Annotated in this window: 21 protein-coding genes and 8 pseudogenes; 17 read left to right on the top strand and 12 right to left on the bottom strand. The window is 69.5% G+C overall.

Going from position 1 to position 15,820, the window contains the following annotated elements:
• Both ACV4UZ_RS00900 and ACV4UZ_RS00895 read left to right on the top strand, forming a co-directional pair.
• Positions 1 to 468 (top strand): annotated as a pseudogene (locus tag ACV4UZ_RS00900) (hypothetical protein); the annotation flags it as partial.
• A gap of 211 nt (positions 469 to 679) precedes the next feature.
• On the top strand, positions 680 to 1,039 hold the full coding sequence (locus tag ACV4UZ_RS00895; RefSeq protein WP_491599069.1) for a methyl-accepting chemotaxis protein: 360 nt from the start codon (positions 680 to 682) through the stop codon (positions 1,037 to 1,039).
• 166 nt (positions 1,040 to 1,205) lie between these two features.
• Here ACV4UZ_RS00895 and ACV4UZ_RS00890 read toward each other — a convergent pair.
• Positions 1,206 to 2,412: pseudogene (locus tag ACV4UZ_RS00890) on the bottom strand (pyridoxal phosphate-dependent aminotransferase).
• Between the two features lie 198 nt (positions 2,413 to 2,610).
• Between ACV4UZ_RS00890 and ACV4UZ_RS00885 the strand changes: the two are divergent.
• The 4 genes from ACV4UZ_RS00885 to ACV4UZ_RS00870 all read left to right on the top strand — a co-directional run bounded on the left by ACV4UZ_RS00885 (position 2,611) and on the right by ACV4UZ_RS00870 (position 5,434).
• Positions 2,611 to 3,141, top strand: a complete 531-nt coding sequence (locus ACV4UZ_RS00885; RefSeq protein ID WP_491599068.1) for a hypothetical protein — start codon at positions 2,611 to 2,613, stop codon at positions 3,139 to 3,141.
• Positions 3,142 to 3,201: 60 nt separating this feature from the next.
• Positions 3,202 to 3,768: a hypothetical protein gene (locus tag ACV4UZ_RS00880; protein WP_491599067.1), complete on the top strand. Its 567-nt coding sequence runs from the start codon at positions 3,202 to 3,204 to the stop codon at positions 3,766 to 3,768.
• Between the two features lie 582 nt (positions 3,769 to 4,350).
• On the top strand, positions 4,351 to 4,800 hold the full coding sequence (locus ACV4UZ_RS00875; RefSeq protein ID WP_491599066.1) for a hypothetical protein: 450 nt from the start codon (positions 4,351 to 4,353) through the stop codon (positions 4,798 to 4,800).
• 439 nt (positions 4,801 to 5,239) lie between these two features.
• Complete coding sequence (locus ACV4UZ_RS00870; protein WP_491599065.1) at positions 5,240 to 5,434, top strand: hypothetical protein; 195 nt, start codon at positions 5,240 to 5,242, stop codon at positions 5,432 to 5,434.
• Between the two features lie 434 nt (positions 5,435 to 5,868).
• On the opposite strand, the gene ACV4UZ_RS00865 is transcribed toward ACV4UZ_RS00870, so the two are convergent.
• Positions 5,869 to 5,991, bottom strand: a complete 123-nt coding sequence (locus ACV4UZ_RS00865) for a hypothetical protein (RefSeq protein WP_491599064.1) — start codon at positions 5,989 to 5,991, stop codon at positions 5,869 to 5,871.
• Positions 5,934 to 6,121 (bottom strand): annotated as a pseudogene (locus ACV4UZ_RS00860) (4a-hydroxytetrahydrobiopterin dehydratase). Before ACV4UZ_RS00860 ends, ACV4UZ_RS00865 begins: the two are co-directional and overlap by 58 nt.
• Positions 6,122 to 6,265: 144 nt before the next feature.
• Here ACV4UZ_RS00860 and ACV4UZ_RS00855 point away from each other — a divergent pair.
• Positions 6,266 to 6,657: pseudogene (locus ACV4UZ_RS00855) on the top strand (metallopeptidase family protein).
• Here ACV4UZ_RS00855 and ACV4UZ_RS00850 read toward each other — a convergent pair.
• Positions 6,606 to 7,061, bottom strand: coding sequence for a hypothetical protein (locus tag ACV4UZ_RS00850; protein ID WP_491599063.1), 456 nt, complete (start codon positions 7,059 to 7,061; stop codon positions 6,606 to 6,608). The pseudogene ACV4UZ_RS00855 and the gene ACV4UZ_RS00850 overlap by 52 nt on opposite strands.
• On the opposite strand from ACV4UZ_RS00850, the gene ACV4UZ_RS00845 reads away from it, so the two are divergent.
• The 7 genes and pseudogenes from ACV4UZ_RS00845 (at position 6,954) to ACV4UZ_RS00815 (ending at position 10,140) form a co-directional block, all read left to right on the top strand.
• On the top strand, positions 6,954 to 7,625 hold the full coding sequence (locus ACV4UZ_RS00845; protein WP_491599071.1) for a Lon-like protease helical domain-containing protein: 672 nt from the start codon (positions 6,954 to 6,956) through the stop codon (positions 7,623 to 7,625). The two genes, ACV4UZ_RS00850 and ACV4UZ_RS00845, sit on opposite strands and share 108 nt — an antisense overlap.
• 19 nt (positions 7,626 to 7,644) lie before the next feature.
• Positions 7,645 to 8,226 (top strand): annotated as a pseudogene (locus tag ACV4UZ_RS00840) (AAA family ATPase); the annotation flags it as partial.
• Positions 8,227 to 8,303: 77 nt separating this feature from the next.
• Positions 8,304 to 8,525, top strand: a complete 222-nt coding sequence (locus ACV4UZ_RS00835; protein ID WP_491599073.1) for a hypothetical protein — start codon at positions 8,304 to 8,306, stop codon at positions 8,523 to 8,525.
• Positions 8,467 to 8,706: pseudogene (locus ACV4UZ_RS00830) on the top strand (hypothetical protein); the annotation flags it as partial. The gene ACV4UZ_RS00835 and the pseudogene ACV4UZ_RS00830, both read left to right, overlap by 59 nt.
• 112 nt (positions 8,707 to 8,818) lie before the next feature.
• Complete coding sequence (locus ACV4UZ_RS00825; RefSeq protein WP_491599062.1) at positions 8,819 to 9,103, top strand: hypothetical protein; 285 nt, start codon at positions 8,819 to 8,821, stop codon at positions 9,101 to 9,103.
• A gap of 135 nt (positions 9,104 to 9,238) precedes the next feature.
• The gene (locus ACV4UZ_RS00820) at positions 9,239 to 9,892 is read left to right on the top strand and encodes an ABC transporter substrate-binding protein (protein ID WP_491599061.1); all 654 of its coding nucleotides are present in this window, start codon (positions 9,239 to 9,241) and stop codon (positions 9,890 to 9,892) included.
• Positions 9,889 to 10,140, top strand: a complete 252-nt coding sequence (locus tag ACV4UZ_RS00815; protein ID WP_491599072.1) for a hypothetical protein — start codon at positions 9,889 to 9,891, stop codon at positions 10,138 to 10,140. Before ACV4UZ_RS00820 ends, ACV4UZ_RS00815 begins: the two co-directional genes overlap by 4 nt.
• A 5-nt stretch (positions 10,141 to 10,145) precedes the next feature.
• On the opposite strand, the gene ACV4UZ_RS00810 is transcribed toward ACV4UZ_RS00815, so the two are convergent.
• Both ACV4UZ_RS00810 and ACV4UZ_RS00805 read right to left on the bottom strand, forming a co-directional pair.
• Positions 10,146 to 10,721 (bottom strand): thiosulfate oxidation carrier protein SoxY, encoded by a 576-nt coding sequence (locus tag ACV4UZ_RS00810; RefSeq protein ID WP_491599060.1) that lies wholly within the window; start codon positions 10,719 to 10,721, stop codon positions 10,146 to 10,148.
• A gap of 401 nt (positions 10,722 to 11,122) precedes the next feature.
• Complete coding sequence (locus ACV4UZ_RS00805; protein ID WP_491599059.1) at positions 11,123 to 11,359, bottom strand: hypothetical protein; 237 nt, start codon at positions 11,357 to 11,359, stop codon at positions 11,123 to 11,125.
• A 423-nt stretch (positions 11,360 to 11,782) separates the two neighbouring features.
• On the opposite strand from ACV4UZ_RS00805, the gene ACV4UZ_RS00800 reads away from it, so the two are divergent.
• Both ACV4UZ_RS00800 and ACV4UZ_RS00795 read left to right on the top strand, forming a co-directional pair.
• A complete protein-coding gene (locus ACV4UZ_RS00800; RefSeq protein WP_491599058.1) occupies positions 11,783 to 12,229 on the top strand; it encodes an alpha/beta hydrolase in 447 nt (148 codons plus the stop codon).
• The gene (locus tag ACV4UZ_RS00795; protein WP_491599057.1) at positions 12,223 to 12,357 is read left to right on the top strand and encodes a hypothetical protein; all 135 of its coding nucleotides are present in this window, start codon (positions 12,223 to 12,225) and stop codon (positions 12,355 to 12,357) included. The genes ACV4UZ_RS00800 and ACV4UZ_RS00795 overlap by 7 nt, the downstream gene beginning before the upstream one ends.
• A gap of 27 nt (positions 12,358 to 12,384) precedes the next feature.
• Here ACV4UZ_RS00795 and ACV4UZ_RS00790 read toward each other — a convergent pair whose 3' ends face one another.
• Complete coding sequence (locus ACV4UZ_RS00790; RefSeq protein ID WP_491599056.1) at positions 12,385 to 12,588, bottom strand: ATP-binding protein; 204 nt, start codon at positions 12,586 to 12,588, stop codon at positions 12,385 to 12,387.
• A gap of 43 nt (positions 12,589 to 12,631) precedes the next feature.
• Between ACV4UZ_RS00790 and ACV4UZ_RS00785 the strand changes: the two genes are divergently transcribed.
• Positions 12,632 to 12,976, top strand: a complete 345-nt coding sequence (locus ACV4UZ_RS00785; RefSeq protein ID WP_491599055.1) for a hypothetical protein — start codon at positions 12,632 to 12,634, stop codon at positions 12,974 to 12,976.
• 21 nt (positions 12,977 to 12,997) lie between these two features.
• Here the strand turns inward: ACV4UZ_RS00785 and ACV4UZ_RS00780 are convergent, their stop codons facing one another.
• The 5 genes and pseudogenes from ACV4UZ_RS00780 to ACV4UZ_RS00760 all read right to left on the bottom strand — a co-directional run bounded on the left by ACV4UZ_RS00780 (position 12,998) and on the right by ACV4UZ_RS00760 (position 15,815).
• Positions 12,998 to 13,243, bottom strand: coding sequence for a PAS domain S-box protein (locus ACV4UZ_RS00780; protein WP_491599054.1), 246 nt, complete (start codon positions 13,241 to 13,243; stop codon positions 12,998 to 13,000).
• 100 nt (positions 13,244 to 13,343) lie between these two features.
• Positions 13,344 to 13,502, bottom strand: a pseudogene (locus ACV4UZ_RS00775) (hypothetical protein); the annotation flags it as partial.
• A 23-nt stretch (positions 13,503 to 13,525) separates the two neighbouring features.
• A pseudogene (locus tag ACV4UZ_RS00770) lies at positions 13,526 to 13,570 on the bottom strand (hypothetical protein); the annotation flags it as partial.
• 152 nt (positions 13,571 to 13,722) lie between these two features.
• Positions 13,723 to 14,526: a cache domain-containing protein gene (locus ACV4UZ_RS00765; RefSeq protein ID WP_491599053.1), complete on the bottom strand. Its 804-nt coding sequence runs from the start codon at positions 14,524 to 14,526 to the stop codon at positions 13,723 to 13,725.
• 83 nt (positions 14,527 to 14,609) lie between these two features.
• Entirely contained in the window at positions 14,610 to 15,815 is a 1,206-nt protein-coding gene (locus ACV4UZ_RS00760) for a vWA domain-containing protein (RefSeq protein ID WP_491599052.1), read from the bottom strand.
• Positions 15,816 to 15,820: the final 5 nt, after the last annotated feature.

Raw genomic sequence — 15,820 nt, 5'->3', positions numbered from 1 at the left:
GGCCGTGGTGGCGGTGCTGATCGCCAAGTCCATCACCGGGCCGCTGGGTCAGCTGGTGGGCGCATGGGAGCCCTGGCCAAGGGCGAGATCGAGCACGAGGTCCAGGGCGCCGGGCGGCAGGACGAGATGGGGGCCCTGGCCCGCGCCATGGAGATCTTCCGGGGCGGCGCCCTGGAAAACCGCCGTCTGCTGAGCGAGCAGGAAGAGCTGAAGCTGGCCGCCGCCCAGGAACGCAACCGGACTCTCCTCGGCATGGCCGATGGGCTGGAGCACCGGGTCAAGGCGGCGGTGGCGGCCATCGATCAGGTGGGCCAACGCCTCAGCGGTGCCTCCAGCGCCATGACCCAAACCGCCGAGCAGACCTACGAGCAGAGCCCGCGCCGTGGTGGTCGCCACCACCCAGACTTCCGGCAACGTCCAGACCGTGGCCTGGCCACCGAGGAACTGAGCGCATCGGCGACGAGATGAGCCGTCAGGTGGCGCTGACCGCCGACATCGCCCGCGCCGCCGCCGATGAGGCGGAGCAGACCAACAGCAGTGGTGCCGGCCCTGGCCGCCGCCGCCGGACGCATCGGCGAGGTGGTCCAGCTGATCGACGCCATCGCCGGCCAGACCAACCTGCTGGCCTGGCGCCCCCATCGAGGCCGCCAGGGCGGGCGAGGCCGGCAAGGGCTTCGCCGTGGTGGCGGGCGAGGTCAAGACCCTGGCCAACCAGACCGCCAAGGCCACCCAGGAAATCACCTCCCAGATCGCCGCGGTGCAGACCGAGACCACCCGGGCGGTCTCGGCCATCCGCCATATCGGCGAGACCATCACCCGGGTCGACGAGGCGACGTCGTCCATCGCCAGCGCGGTGGAGGAGCAGAACGCCGCCATCCACGAGATCACCCGCAGCGTGCAGGAGGCGGCTCGCGGCACCCGCGAGGTGTCCGACCATATCGGCAGGGTGTCGGAGGGAACCAACACGTCCCGCACCGCCGCCGGAGGTTGCCGGCTCGGCCCGCGAGATGGTGACCCAGAATGGTCTGCTGACCCGTGAAATCGACGGCTTCCTGCGGGAAATCCGGGCGCAGGCGGTGTGATCCGGACCGACGTGGGTCAAGCCCGGCCATGACGGGCGGCATGGTTTGGAGACGACGATGTGAAACGACAAGGGGCGCTTCCTCGCGGAAGCGCCCCTCTTCATGCCGTCTCGGGCTGCAAACCTACTTCAGGCTTTCGCAGAAGCGCTTGATGCGCTCGGCCGCCTTGGTCAGCGCCGCGTCCGAGGTGGCGTAGGAGATGCGGAAATCAGGCTCCAGGCCGAAGGCGGCGCCCTGGACCACCGCCACGCCCTCGGCCTCCAGCAGGGCGCCGACGAAGTCGGTGTCGCTGTTGATGTGCAGCCTTGCCGTCGGGGGTCTTCTTGCCGATCACGCCGGCGCAGGACGGATAGACGTAGAAGGCGCCTTCCGGGGTGCGGCAGGTGATGCCGGGGCATTCGTTGAGCAGGCGCACGATCAGGTCGCGGCGGCGCTTGAACACCTCGGCGTTCTTGGGGATGAAGTCCTGGGTGCCGTTCAGGGCCTCCACCGACGCCGCCTGGCTGATGGAGGCGGTGTGGTTGACCGACTGGGACTGGATCATGTTGATGGCCTTGATGATGGCGGCCGGGCCGGCGGCATAGCCGACGCGCCAGCCGGTCATGGCATAGGCCTTGGACACGCCGTTCATGGTCAGCGTGCGGTCATAGAGCTTGGGCTCCACCTCGGCGGGGTGCAGAACTTGAAGTCGTCGTAGACCAGGTGCTCGTACATGTCGTCGGACATGATCCACACGTGCGGATGCTTCAGCAGCACGTCGGTCAGCGCCTTCATCTCGTCCCAGGAATAGGCGGCGCCGGTGGGGTTGGACGGCGAGTTCAGCACCAGCCACTTGGTCTTGGGCGTGATGGCGGCTTCCAGGTCGGCGGCCTGCAGCTTGAAGCCCTTCTCCTCGGGGCAGCGCACGAACACCGGCACGCCTCCGAACATCAGGGCGATGTCGGGATAGCTCACCGAATAGGGGGCGGGGACGATCACCTCGTCGCCGGGATTGATGGTGGCCATGAAGGCGTTGAAGATCACGCCCTTGCCGCCGACGCCGACGGTCACCTGGTCGGGGGTGTAGTCCAGGCCGTTCTCGCGCTTGAACTTGGCGGCGATGGCCTGGCGCAGCTCGAGCGTGCCGGCCGGGGCGACGTACTTGGTCTGGCCCTTGTCGATGGCGGCCTTGGCGGCGGCCTTGATGTTGTCCGGGGTGTCGAAGTCGGGCTCGCCCGCGCCGAGGCCGATGACGTCGCGGCCGGCGGCCTTCGGCTCCGGCGGCCTTCTGGGTCACCGCGATCGTCGGGGACGGCTTGATGGCGGAAAGCCTGTCGGCGATGAACGGCATGGGTGGGGTCCTCGAAAGAATGAGAGGGAATTCGCGGCTGGCGAAGGTACGCGCGCCCGCGCACCGAGTGCAAGGATCATCCTGATTTTGTGATAGAATGGCTGGTCGGAGCGGGCTTGGGGAATGAAGTCCGAACCTCCGATTGCCATCCCGCTCGGGAAGTGGAATCATGCGCGCCCATCACTCAGCCTGTGGAAAGTGCCGTTTCATGAGGATCGCCGCTGCCGTCGCCGCGTTGCTCGCTCTCTGTCTGCCCTGGCCGAAGGTGCCCTGGCGGCGCCGAAGAAGGCCCCCAAGCCCGCCGCCGAGCCGCGTCATGCCGGGCTGGCCGCCGCCGCCGCCAATGGCGACGAGGAGGCGCAGTATCAGCTGGCCCTGGCCTATCGTGACGGCGGCCACGGGCTCAAGGCCGACGCCAAGGCGGCGCTGGTGTGGTTCACCCTGGCCGGGGCCGAGGGGCATGCCGCCGCCGCCGCCGAGGCGGCCAAGGCCTTCGAGGCCGGCAAGGCCGTCAGGCGCGACCTCAACGCCGCCGGCAACTGGTGGTACCGGGCCGGAACCGTGGGCGATGCCCAGGCCCGGGCCCGCTGGATCGAGCTGTTCATCGAGGGCGAAAGGGTTCGCGCCATCGGCTCGCGCGGACGCCGGCATCGCCTGGCTGGCCGAGGCCGCCCAGGGCGGCGATTTGAGCGCCATGATGGCGCTGGCCGACGTGCTGGAGCACGGTGATCAGCGTCGCCCCGGACCTGGGGCAGGCCGAGGCCTGGTACCGTCAGGCCGCCCTGCTGCATGGCGACGTGGAAGCCCGCTTCCGTCTCGGTCGCCTGCTGCTGTCGCGCCCGGCCATGTGGCGCAAGCCCCGCCGAGGAGGAGTGGAACATCAAGGAGGCCGACGCAGAGAAGAGCCATCCGTTCGGCGCGGTGTGGTACGCGGCCAAGCCGCTCAACGCCGAGGACGCCCGGGCGGTGCAACTGCGTCCCGGCATGGACGGGGGGAGCGCTGGCTGCGCTCCGCCGCCCGCCGGGGCCACGTGGAAGACCCAGTATCTGCTGGGATCGGCCAAGGTGGCGGGGCTGGAACTGCCCATGGACATGGTCGAGGGCGTGGCATGGCTGGAAGCCGCCGCCGTCCAGGGCCATGCCGAGGCGCTGCTCGCGCTCGGCGATCTGGCCGCCAGCGGCCAGGGCTTCCACGGCAAGGACCCGGTGCGGGCCTATGTCATGTACGAACTGGCCATCGCCCAGGGCGAGGCGGGGGCCAAGGCGGCCCGCGACGCCGTCGCCAAGGGCATGAACCAGAAGCAGACGGCGCGGGCGCGGCAACTGGTGCAGATGCGCGACCTCGCCGGGCTCTGATCGGGCCGGCGGCGGAAGGCGGCCGGGACGGCGGCGCTCCAGGCCGTGGCGGCGAACACGGAGCGCGGGCGTCTCGCCCGCGGAAAGCCCGGTGGCGTCGACGCTCGTCCAGCAGGGCCCGACCCGCCGTGCCGCCGTCGCCTTCCAGGCGTTCGGCGATGACCCGGGCCATGCCGTCGGCCAGCCGGGCTGCGCGGGGCAGGATGTCGGCGGCGGGGGCCGGCCCCGCCTCCTCGATCGCCCGGCACAGCCCGGTTGCCCAGTTCGCTGACCAGGGGATAGCCGAAGGTGGCGGCCTGGCCCTTCATGTCGTGGCTGATGGTGAACAATCGGGGCAGCAGCAGGGCGAGGTCGGCGCCTGGCACCCGCGCTTCGTCCAGGCAGGCGCGCAGCCTGACGGCATCCGCCGCCGCCCAGTCGAGATAGCGGCCGGTCGAGCCCCGCCAGGGCGGCTTCGGCCCGGGCCAGCGCCTCGGGTGACAGTTCGGGAAGATCACCGTCTCCGGCCATGGAGACCTCCGCCACCTGTCCGCCGTCTCGGTGCGCCGGCGATCCTGCTCGATCAGCTCGGTGGCACGGGCGATGATCTTCAACCGCCGAGATGGGCTTGGCGATGATTTCGTCGATGCCGGTCTCCACCGCCGATTCCAGCACCGCATGGTGCGGGGTTGGGCTGATGGCCAGGATCGGCACGTCGGCGCGACCGATCTCGCCACGCCGCAGCCGGTGGACGAACAGCACGCCCTCGGTGGGGTCGTGGGACAGTCCATGATCACCAGATGGGGCGTGCGCGCCGCCACCAGGGCCTCGGCCTGCTGCGGCGTGCGGGCCTCGACCACCTCGTGGGCCGGCACCGCTCCCATCAGCGTGCCGATCAGCCGCCGCATATGGGCATTCGGTTCGATGATCAAGACGCAGACGCGCCGAACCATACTCTCTCCCCCGAGACGTCGGGCGCATGAGCCCAAGGCCCCGCACCGCGCATTTCCTTCCCTGTCCCGGCTCGTTGACCGGATATGGATGCATTCGTAGCTTATCCGGTGAATACCCTAACACCGCAGAAGTGCCGAGGGGAAGCGAGCCTCTAGTATTAGGTGGAATCACTGTAAGGGGATCGGCCGGGGATGGGACTTGCCTAACGTCCCGTCCGGAGTAACCATGGGGGGCATGATGAAGAAACTCCTCTCGCTGGGCGCGCCGCCCTTGCCGCCCTGCTGGGCGGGTGCGGCGACGGCCCGTCCACGGTGCAGGGCGTCTATCGCAGCCCCGCCACCTGGAGCACGTTTTTCGCCGCCACCGCGCACGGGCCGCTGCTGCTCGAACTGCATGGCGACCCCTTCGGCATGCCGGCCGCCGAGTTGCGGGCGCGGGTGACCAGGGCCATGTCCGCCGCCATTCCCGCCCGCCCCTTCACCATGACCACCGATGTCCAGGAGGCCAGTCTGCCCAAGGTGCGGGTGGTGCTCGCCTGGTGCCGGCCTCGCTGGATGCCGCCGAACTGTGCGCCGGCCGGGTGGCGGTGTCGGCGGCCACGGCCGCGAGCGGGCGGATCGACGTCCTGGCCGCCTTCTGCGAGGGTGGCGCCATGCTGTCCTCGGTGCGCGGCTGGGTGGCCAAGGTCGACGGGCGGACGATTCCCGCTTCACCCGCCTTCTCGGACAGATGATGCGGGAACTGGCGGGCGACCCCCAATGAGCGGCGAACCCAGGCCGGAGGCGCTGCTTCCGGGGGACGAGGAGGATTTCGCTGCCCTGATTCCAAATCGTGACATTTGATGAAGAATGCGTTAACGTGGTCTCCTAACCGTTCAGCCAGAAAGGCAGGACATCGAACAGCGTCATCCGTCGGTGCCGGGAATTCGGCGCTTTATCTTCAGCGCGCCGCCGCGGGATTGCAGGCGCCGCTGACGGCCATCAAGCAGGAAGAAATGGCCGCCCAGGCCATCGCTCAGGTGCTGACCGACAGGGCGGGCAGACGGCGCAGCAGGCCGCCGCCGTCGCTGATTCCGCCGTCAAGAGCGGTGCCGTGGGCAAGATCCTGGACATCTCGGTCTAGCCGGACCTCCACGGGGGAGCCCGCGGGCATCGGCCCGCCCGGGCATCACCCCGAATCGGCATCTCTGGCCGCGTCGTCGATGGCGTGGGCCAGGTCGATGTCCTTCTGCGTCACTCCGCCCGCGTCGTCGTAGACGTGATCTCGACCCGATTCCAGACATTGAACCATTCGGGATGGTGATTCATCCGCTCGGCCGCCGGGCCACCCGGGTCATGAAGGCGAAGGCCTCGGGGAAGCCTTTGAAACGCAGCGAGCAGCAGATGGCGTCGCGCCCCTCCGCCTCGCTCCAGCCGGCCAGCCCGGCCAGGGCGCTGGACCGTTGGTCCGCCGTCCAGTGTCTTGCTCATCTCCGCACCTCATCGGAAGTTATGACACAAAGAGTGGGGACCCCTGGTGCGGGCGGCAAGGACGGGGTAGATTTCCTATTACCATGAGCAGAGTGATGCCCCACCACAGCACGCCGCCCGGCCTGGCCGACCTGGAGACCATCGCCCAGGCCGCCTTCGCCGACATCCCCGAGGAGTTGCGCCGCTATGCCGCCGACGTGGTGATCCGCGTCGACGACTTCCCCGACGAGGAGGTGACGAGATGGACCTGGAAAGCCCCTTCGACCTGCTGGGGCTGTATCGCGGTTCGGCCATGGACATCCATGCCTTCGGCGGCGCGCCGGGCGACGTGGACATGATCTTCCTCTACCGCCGTCCCATCCTGGATTACTGGTGCGAGACCGGCGAGGACCTGTCCGTCCTGGTCAAGCACGTGCTGATTCACGAGATCGGCCATCATTTCGGCCTGTCCGACGACGACATGCAGCGCATCGAGGATGAAGCGTGAGCAAGCGCAGGACAACCCATCCCGCTCCGCTGCCGCCCGCCGACCTTTACCGGGTGTGCGATCCGGCGCGGTTCGATTTCGCCACCACCGCCGACCTGCCCGACGAGGCCGGCGAGCCGGGGCCGGCGCTCGGCCAGGATCGCGCCGTCGAGGCGATCCGCTTCGCCATCGGCATGCGCCACCGGGGCTTCAACCTGTTCGCCCTGGGCGAGGAGGGAACCGGGCGGCGCAACCTGATTCTCGGACATCTGCGCGAGGCCGCCGCCGCCCGCCCGCCTTCCGACGACTGGGTCTATGTGGAGAATTTCGCGGAAGGCGCCCGGCCCCGGGCCCTGCGCCTGCCCGCCGGGCGGGGCCGCGCGCTCGAGCGCGACATGGCCCATCTGGTCGACGAACTGGGCCACGCCTTGCCCGCCGCCTTCGAGGCGGAGGAATACCCGGGCGCGCCGTCAGATGGTGGAGGCCGAGGCCAAGCAGCAGCGCGAGGCCGCCTTCTCCGCCATCCAGGAGGATGCCGAGGCTCACGGCATCGCCCTGATCCGCACCCCCATGGGGCTGGGACTGGCGCCCGCCAAGGGCGACGAGGTTCTGCCTCCCGACGAGTTCAAGCAACTGCCCGACGAGGTGCAGAACCGCCTGCGAGATGGAGCGGCTGCAGCACCGTCTGGAGGGCGCCGTCGAGCAGGTGCCGCGCTGGGACCGCGAGATGCGGGCCCGGCTGCGCGAGAATTGGAGCAGGACGCCGTCGGCCGCGCCATCGCCCATCTGATGGACGATCTCAAGGGCGACTGGTCCGACCTGCCCGAGGTGCTGGCCTATCTCGACGAGGTGGCCCGCGACGTGGCGCTCAACGCCCAGGATTTCCTGCCCGAGGCGGAGGAGTCCGAACGCCACGAGGGCCGCCCGCGCGGCCCCGCCGGGCGGTTCCGCCGCTACCGGGTCAACGTGCTGGTCTGCCGCGAGGGTGATACCGGCGCTCCGGTGGTGATGGAAACCTATCCACCCCAGCCCAACATCATCGGCCGGGTGGAGCACATCGCCCAGTACGGCACCCTGATCACCGATTTCAACCTGATCAAGGCGGGCAGCCTGCACCGGGCCAATGGCGGCTATCTGGTGCTCGACGCTCAAGCTGCTGATGCATCCCTTCGCCTGGGAGGGTGGATCTGGAACCAGGCCCCTCGGGACCGCGAGATCCAGATCAAGTCCCCGGCCAGGCCATGGGGCTGATCAGCACCCTGTCCGCTGGAGCCCCAGCCCATTCCCCTGGACGTGAAGGTGGTGCTGGTCGGCAACCCCATGCTCTATTCCTGTTCAGCCACAATGATCCGGAGTTCGGCGAGTCTACGGTCTCGGCGACTTCGACTGGCGCATGGACAGAAGCGAGGCCGATACCGCCCTGCTGGCCCGCTCGGTGGCGATCCTCGCCCGCAAGGAGGGCCTGCGGCCGCTCGATCGCGGCGCCGTGGCCCGCGTGGTCGAGCAGGCCTCGCGCGAGGTGGGGATTCCACCCGCCTGTCCACCCACATGGCCAGCCTGGCCGATCTGGTGCGCGAGGCCGATTACTGGGCGGCGAGCGGCGCCGACGTGGTGTCCGCCTCCCATGTGTCCCAGGCGGTGGGGCGCCGGTCCGCCGGCTCGACCGGGTGCGAGACAACGTCCAGGAGGAGATGCTGGCCGGCACCGTCAACATCGCCACTTCGGGCGAGGCGGTGGGCCAGATCAACGGGCTGGCGGTGCTGGAACTGGGCCGCTTTTCCTTCGGCCGCCCCACCCGGGTGACCGCCCGGGTACGTCGGCAAGGGCGACGTGGTGGACATCGAGCGCGAAGGTCCGGTTGGGCGGCCCCATCCACGGCAAGGGAGTGATGATTGCTCCTTCCTCCTACCTGGCGTCGCGCTATGCCACCGAGCTGCCCATGGCGCTGTCGGCCACCCTGGTGTTCGAGCAATCCTACGGCGGCATCGAGGCGATTCCGCCTCGTCCACCGAGCTTTACGCCCTGCTCTCCGCCCTGGCCGACCTGCCCATCCGCCAGAACCTGGCGGTGACCGGCTCCATCGACCAGTTCGGCCGCGTCCAGGCCATCGGCGGGGTCAACGAGAAGATCGAGGGCTTCTTCGACCTGTGCCGGGCCAGGAGAAGCGGACGGCAGCCACGGCGTGCTGATTCCCGCCGCCAATGCCAGGCACCTCATGCTGCGCAAGGACGTGGTCGAGGCGGCGCAGGCCGGCCTGTTCGCCGTCTATCCGGTGGAAACCGTCGATCAGGGCATGACCCTGCTGACCGGAATGCCGGCCGGCGAGCGCGATGCCAAGGGCAAGTTCCCGCCGGGCTCCATCAACCGCCGGGTGGCGGCCCGCCTGGGCGCCTTCATGCGCCGCGCCGAGGATCTGGCCGCCCCCCGGCCCGCCAACGGCATGGGCCGCAACGGGGTCGGCGGGTGATGCGAGCCTGGGCGCTGGTGCTCGCCCTGCTGCTGGCGGCGACCGGGGCCATGGCCAGCGAGCTGCGGGTGCTGACCCGCTCTTCCTACCTGTCCCCCGAATTGCTGCGCAAGTTCGAGCGCGACCGGAATCTCCGTGGCGCTCACCGTGGTGGCCGACCACGATCAGGTGATCGGCCGCCTGCGGGGCGGGCGGTCGGGCCTCGACATCGCCTTTTCCCCCGATTACCACGTGAGCGGCCTGATTCGCGACGGGCTGATCGAGCGGGTGCTGGCCGACCGCCTGAACGGCTTCTGGAACGTCGAGGATCCCTGGCGGTCGCGCTCGTTCGATCCACGCAACGAGTACACCATTCCCCATCAGTGGGGGACCACCGCCTTCGCGGTGGACACCTCCATCCATCGCGGCGACATCGATTCGCTGCGCCTGCTGTTCGAGCCGCCGCCCGAGGTGGAGGGCCGCATCGCCCTGCTGGACGAAGGCGAGATGGTCCAGCTGGCGCTGGTCCATCTGGGCGAGGCGCGTTGCACCATGGACGAGGGCGAGCTGGAAAAGGCCGCCCGCCTGCTGGAACCGCTGCTGGCCCGCAACCGTCTGGTGGCGGCCGAAGGGGTGGTGGCCGCCCTGTCGGACCCGGCCATCGTGCTGGGGGTTGCTTGGAACGGCGACGCCATGCGCGCGCCGGGAGAACGTTCCAGCCTGGCCTACGCCTATCCGCGCGAAGGCAATCTGGTGTCGACCAACGTGGTGGTGGTGCCGAAGAATCCACCAACCGGGCCAATGCGATGAAGTTCCTGACCTTCATGCTGAAGCCGAGAATGCCGCGCTGGATTGAACTCAACGGCTATGCCAACATGATCCGCGGCAGTGAACGGTTCCTGGCCGCCTCGGTGCTGGGCGCCCCGGAAATGGTGGCGCCCTGGCCGGCCAAGGTCGGCTTCATTCCCTCCTGCCCCGAGCGTGTCCAGCGCCGCCATGGCGCGGCGTGGACGGAGATCAAGATCGCGGGCAGGGAGCAGCCGCCGGCCGGGCGGTGATCACTTCACCGCCAGCGGGCGCGACAGGGTGTAGCGGCTGCCGTCGTCGTCGAACCAGGTGAAGTCCAGGGTGCCGCCCTCGCTGGCGGTGATGAAGAAGCTCGGCCCGGATTGGCGGCGATGCCAGGATGAAGCTCGGCCGTGAACACCACGCGGCAGTTCAGCGCGCAGGTGAAGCGGTTGATGATCCGGCGCGGCAGCGGCACGCCGTTCATGTCCTTGCGCTGTCCCGATTTCCATGTCGTCGTCGGATGGGTCTTGATCTCGATGATCTCGCCCTTGGCGGCGCTCTCGGGGACTTTCACCTTGGGAGTGGGCATCGCCCCCGAGCCTCCGCAGCCGCCGACGGTGACCTTGACCTCGCGCCGGGTCTCCCAGGCGCTGCCGTCGGACAACAGGGCGATGGCGCGCACCTCCTGGGTGCGGGCCAGCCGCAGGCGCCCCGACACCTCGGCCTTGCCGGTGGGGGTGAAATGGAAGCTGGCCACCTGGGGGGCGGGGTTGTCGTGGGCCAGGATATGAACCTCCCGGACGTAATTGCCCGGGACCATGGGATGGTCCACCGAGACGGTGAACGGCACGGTGGCGCCGTTGTCGGCGATCTCGGAAGCTTCAGATGGATCTTTCCCGCCTGGGCCTTGGCGCCGCCGGTCAGGCGCGCCGCCGCGTCGGCCTCGGCCCGGCTGGCCAGGGCGGCTCCGGGGGCCAGGGCGAGGGCGCAGCCCGCCACGGAAGGCCGAAAACCAGGGCGCGGCGCCGATGGGAAAGCGGAGGCATGGCGGTCCTTTCATTCCTGATGGTGAATGGGCGTGCCCTGAGGCACCTTGATCCGTAGGCCGGGTGTGGGAATCTCGGCGATGAAGCGCCCCTGCTGCAGGGCGGAGCGCCGCTCCGGCGGGCGTGACTTGAGCAGCAGCGCGCCGCAATTCCGGCGCGAACAGGACGATGCTGGCCCGCATGGCGAAATTGCCCAAGGGCGCCATCAGCGGGATGGCGAACAGCAGCGGCAGCAATGCGTAAAGGAAGGGTCGCGCCAGCGCTTGGCGTAGACCACCGCCGAGGCCAGGGCCGCCACCGGCGACACCAGCACCAGGTCCACCTTGGCCCTCAGCACCACCTGGGCGGCGAGGGCGGCGTAGGCGGGGGCCAGTCCCTCGAAACTGGCGATCAGCGCCAGCCCGTCGCTGCTGGGCGTGAAGGTGGCGCGCAGGGCCTCCACCGGCCAGTGGGCGCGGGGAATGGCCGGGCGGATTTTCCTTGTAGACGGCTCGGGAAAACTCGGAATCGGGGCGTAGCAGCTCGCTGACCATGAGGCGGGGAGCGGTCCTGGATGTTGCCGAAGCCGTCCTGTGCCATGATGGAGGCATCGGGGCCAAGCGGCATGCGGAGGATGGGTGATGCGTGGATGGCTGATGGCGTTGCCGCTGGTGCTGGCCGCGCACGCGACCTAGGAGGCCGACGCCGTGCGGACGACAGGCGCTGGAGATTGAAAGCCGTCCGGGGGTCAGGACCACCTCTGTCTGACGACCGGCGCGTGCGCCGCCGCCATCGCCATCCTGCTGGCCGGTGGCGATGGCAGCCTGGGGATAAAGCCGGGCGAGCCGGTCGCCGACCCGGTCACCTCGGTCGGGGCAATTTCCTGGTGCGCTCGCGCTGGCTGCTGGCCGGCCGGGGCATCCTGGTGGCGACCATGGATGCGCCATCGGACCAGGGCGGCACCCTGACGGCGCAGTTCCGCCTGTCGCAGGACCACGCCGACGACATCGCCGCCCTGGCCGGCTGGCTGAGGCAGCGGAGCGGCGGCCTGCCGGTCTGGCTGGTCGGCACCAGCATGGGGACGCTGTCGGCGGCCAGCGCGGCGGTTCGGCTGGGCGGCCAGGTGGACGGGGTGATCCTGACCTCGTCCATCACCCGGGGGCACCGCAAATACGCCTATCCCGCCAACGGCGTGCTGGGCCTGGGGCTCGACGGGATCGCGGTTCCCGCCATGGTCGTCGCCCATTCGGCCGATGCCTGCGAGGTCACGCCGCCCGATGACGCGGCCGGATTGCTGGAGCGACGGCGAAGTCGCCCCGGCGCCGATTGCTGATGGTCGATGGCGGCGCCCCGGCGCGCTCCGCCGCCTGCCAGGCCATGTCGCCCCACGGCTTCTTCGGCCGCGAGGACGAGGCCATCGCCGGCGTCGGCCGATTCATGATTCCGCCAGCATCCCGCTGAACACCCTTTCGGCCGGAAAGGCGACCGTCACCCTGGTGGCCCTCGTGGCTGGCTGTGGATGGTCACCGAGCCGCCATGCATCTCCATGATGGCCATCACCATGGGCAGGCCCAGGCCGGTGCCTTCGTGGCGGCGGGCGATGCGGGCGTCCACCTGGACGAAGGGCTCCATGGCCAGGGCGATCTCGTCGCCGGTCATGCCGATGCCGCTGTCGGTCACGTGCAGGTCCATCCACCTTCCGGCGGAAGGCTGGCGGAGATGCGCACCGTTCGCCGTGCGGGGTGAACTTGACGGCATTGGCCAGGAGATTGATCAGCACCTGGCGGATGCGCCGTTCGTCGGCCATGACCTGCGGCAGGTCGCGGGGAAGATCGGCGATCAGTTCCAGTCCGGCGGCGCGGTCGCGCATCAGACGGATGGAGGCTTCCACCAGCGGCGCGATGTCCATGGGCCGGTCGTCCAGCTCCGTGTTGCCGGCCTCGATCTTGGCCAGGTCCAGGATGTCGGTGATGATGCTGAGCAGATGGCGGCCCGAGGCGGCGATGTCGCCGGCATATTCCCGGTAGCGGGTGGGATCGGCCGAGGACCTGGGAATACATGGTCTCGGCGAATCCGATGATGGCGTTGGGGGGTGCGCAGTTCATGGCTCATGCCGGCCAGGAACTCGCTCTTGGCGCGGCTGGCGCTTTCGGCCTGTTCCTTGGCGGCCAGCATCTGGGCCTCGGCCTGCTTGCGCCGGCTCGATGTCCTCGGTGACGCCGATCAGGTACTCGATGCGGCCCTCGCGCCACAGGGCGGACAGGGTCAGGTTGACCCAGGCGATGGAGCCGTCCTTGCGGATGTAGCGCTTCTCCATGGCGAAGCTCTGGCGCTCGCCGCGGATCATGGCGGCGATTTCCTCGGCGCCCAGCCCCCGGTCCTCCGGATGGGTGACGTCTGAGGGTGGGGCGGCCGATCAGGTCCTCGGGCTCGTAGCCCAGCATGGCGGCGAAGCGGCGGTTGACCCGGATGAAGCGGCGGTCGGGGCTGGCGTGGCTGATGCCGACGGCGGCCTGCTCGAAAGTGGTGCGGAAGCGGTCCTCGCTGTCCTTCGCCAGATCTCGCGTTCGTTCAGCGCGCCCACCATGGTGTCGAAGGTGACGCACATCTCGCCCACCTCGCCCAGGCCGCCGCCCGCCCGGGCGGTCATGTCGCCGCCCCGCACCAGGCGCATGGCGTCGGCCAGCCGGCCCAGCGGGGTGAACAGCAGCCGGCGGCTGGAATACCACAGCAGCAGCACGGCGCCCGATCCCGCCACGGCGAAGGCGATCACCGCCATGCGCAGGAACTGGCGCTCGGCCCCGCCCACCATGTCGACGGGAACCGTCACCGCCAGCATGGTCTCGGCGCCGAACGGCCCAGGGGCGCGATGCCGAACACCGACGTCTCGCCGGTAATGGCGGTGGCGATGAACGAGCCGCCGATCCCCCGTGCCGCCGCCGCCTTCAGCTCGGGCACCGGGGTGATGATTGGCGCGGATTCGGGCAGGGGCGGCACCCGGGCCAGGACCGTCCCGTCGGTCCTCAGCACCAGCAGGCGCGCTCCCTCGGGCAGGATGGGCGGAGCCACCGCCTTGGCCAGATGGTCCAGCGAGCGGGCGGTGGCCACCACGCCGCGCGGCGTGCCCAGCCAATCGAGGACGGGATAGGCCATGGGCAGGGCGGCACGGCCATCCCGCAGCAATTCGTACGGGGCGGTGGCGAAGCTTCCCGTCTCCAGGGCCCGATCAACGTGGGCGCCCTTGGCCAGCCAGGAAATGTCGCGGCCCAGGCCGATGCTGCATCCCACCCGTCCCGAGGCATCGGCGCGCATGAAGCCCTCGTGCCCCTCGATGGCCAGCAGGAAGTGGCGGTAGTGATTGCCGCATTCCTCGTCCTCGGGATCGGTGGCCAGGGCGGCCAGCGCCTCGCGCGAGCTTTCCAGGCCGCGGTCGTGGATGGCGGCGGCCATGCGCGCCTGGATTTCCACCTGGGCCGCCGCCGCCTGCAGCGACAGGGTCTCGGCCAGATGGGCGATCACCGCCAGGGTGCCGAGGAAAATGCAGGGAACGAGGCCGAGCACCACCACCTGAAACAGGTGGCCTTGCGCTCCGCCCAGCCAAGTCAGGGTCCGTTTGCCCCTGTTCCCCATCCGGCCCCGATCCCCCAGATGACATTCATGCCCAGCGGAAAGCTACCATATGGCGCCGCCAAACCAATACCGGCAATCCGACATTACGGATGAACGCCGGCCCGATTGAGGTCGCGCATGGCCTGGTCCAGGCCTTCCAGCGTCAGGGGATGCATGCGCCCGCCCATCAGCTGCTGGATCATCTGGGTGGAGTGGGTCCATTGCCAGCGCGCCGGGGGCGCCGGATTGAGCCAGACGGCGCTGGGCCACTGGTCGAGCAGGCGGCGCATCCAGACGTGGCCCGGTTCCTCGTTCCACTCCTCCACCGCGCCGCCCGGCATGGTGATCTCGTAGGGGCTCATGGCGGCGTCGCCGACGAAGATCAGCTTGTAGTCGGACGGGTAGGTGTGGATGACGTCGAGCGTGTGGGTGACGTCCTGGTGGCGGCGGCGGTTGTCCTTCCACAATCCGCCATAGGGGCAGTTGTGGAAGTAGTAGTGCTCCAGGTGCTTGAACTCGGAGCGCACCGCCGAGAACAGCTCCTCGCAGGTGCGCACGTGCTCGTCCATGGAGCCGCCGACATCGAGCAGCAGCAGCACCTTGACCTTGTTGTGGCGTTCGGGCCGCATCTTGAGGTCGAGCCAGCCGCCGGCCCGCGCCGTCGAGGTGATGGTGCCGGGCAGGTCCAGCTCGGTGGCGGCGCCCTCGCGGGCGAAGCGGCGCAGCCGGCGCAGCGCCATGCGGAAGTTCCGCGTGCCCAGCTCGATGCCGTCGTCGAGATTGCGGTAGACCCGCTCGTCCCACACCTTCACCGCGCGGCGGTGCCGCGATTCGTTCTGGCCGATGCGCACGCCCTCGGGGTTGTAGCCATAGGCGCCGAAGGGCGAGGTGCCGGCGGTGCCGATCCACTTGGAGCCGCCCTGGTGGCGTTCCTTCTGCTCCTCCAGCCGCTTTCGCAGGGTCTCCATCAGCTTCTCGAAGCCGCCCGCCGACTGGATCTGCTCCATCTCCTCGGGCGTCAGGTGCTTTTCCGCAAGCCGGCGCAGCCATTCCTCGGGGATGGCGGCCTTCAGCGCGGCGGCCAGTTCGTCGCCGGCCCCGACGATGCCGTTGAACACGCGGCCGAACACCCGGTCGAACTTGTCCAGGTTGCGCTCGTCCTTCACCAGGCACGAGCGGGCAAGGTAGTAGAAGGTGTCGACGCTCATCTCGGCCACGCCGTCCTCCAGGGCCTCCAGCAGGGTGAGGTATTCCTTCAGGGTGACCGGCACCTTGGCGTCGCGCAGTTCGAGGAAGAGGGTGAGGAACATGGGGC

It is taken from the genome of Paramagnetospirillum sp., assembly GCF_058402745.1.
Note: the sequence above shows the minus strand (reverse complement) of the source record. Positions and strands in the feature narration are given on the sequence as shown.

Coding starts and splice junctions, on each gene's coding strand:
- ACV4UZ_RS00765 (WP_491599053.1), bottom strand. CDS start 14,526: ATGGGGAACAGGGGCAAACGGACCCTGACTTGGCTGGGCGGAGCGCAA.
- ACV4UZ_RS00790 (WP_491599056.1), bottom strand. CDS start 12,588: ATGGACCTGCACGTGACCGACAGCGGCATCGGCATGACCGGCGACGAG.
- ACV4UZ_RS00780 (WP_491599054.1), bottom strand. CDS start 13,243: ATGATCCGCGGCGAGCGCCAGAGCTTCGCCATGGAGAAGCGCTACATC.
- ACV4UZ_RS00875 (WP_491599066.1), top strand. CDS start 4,351: ATGATCTTCAACCGCCGAGATGGGCTTGGCGATGATTTCGTCGATGCC.
- ACV4UZ_RS00865 (WP_491599064.1), bottom strand. CDS start 5,991: ATGGTTCAATGTCTGGAATCGGGTCGAGATCACGTCTACGACGACGCG.
- ACV4UZ_RS00760 (WP_491599052.1), bottom strand. CDS start 15,815: ATGTTCCTCACCCTCTTCCTCGAACTGCGCGACGCCAAGGTGCCGGTC.
- ACV4UZ_RS00880 (WP_491599067.1), top strand. CDS start 3,202: ATGGCGACGTGGAAGCCCGCTTCCGTCTCGGTCGCCTGCTGCTGTCGC.
- ACV4UZ_RS00815 (WP_491599072.1), top strand. CDS start 9,889: ATGAAGTTCCTGACCTTCATGCTGAAGCCGAGAATGCCGCGCTGGATT.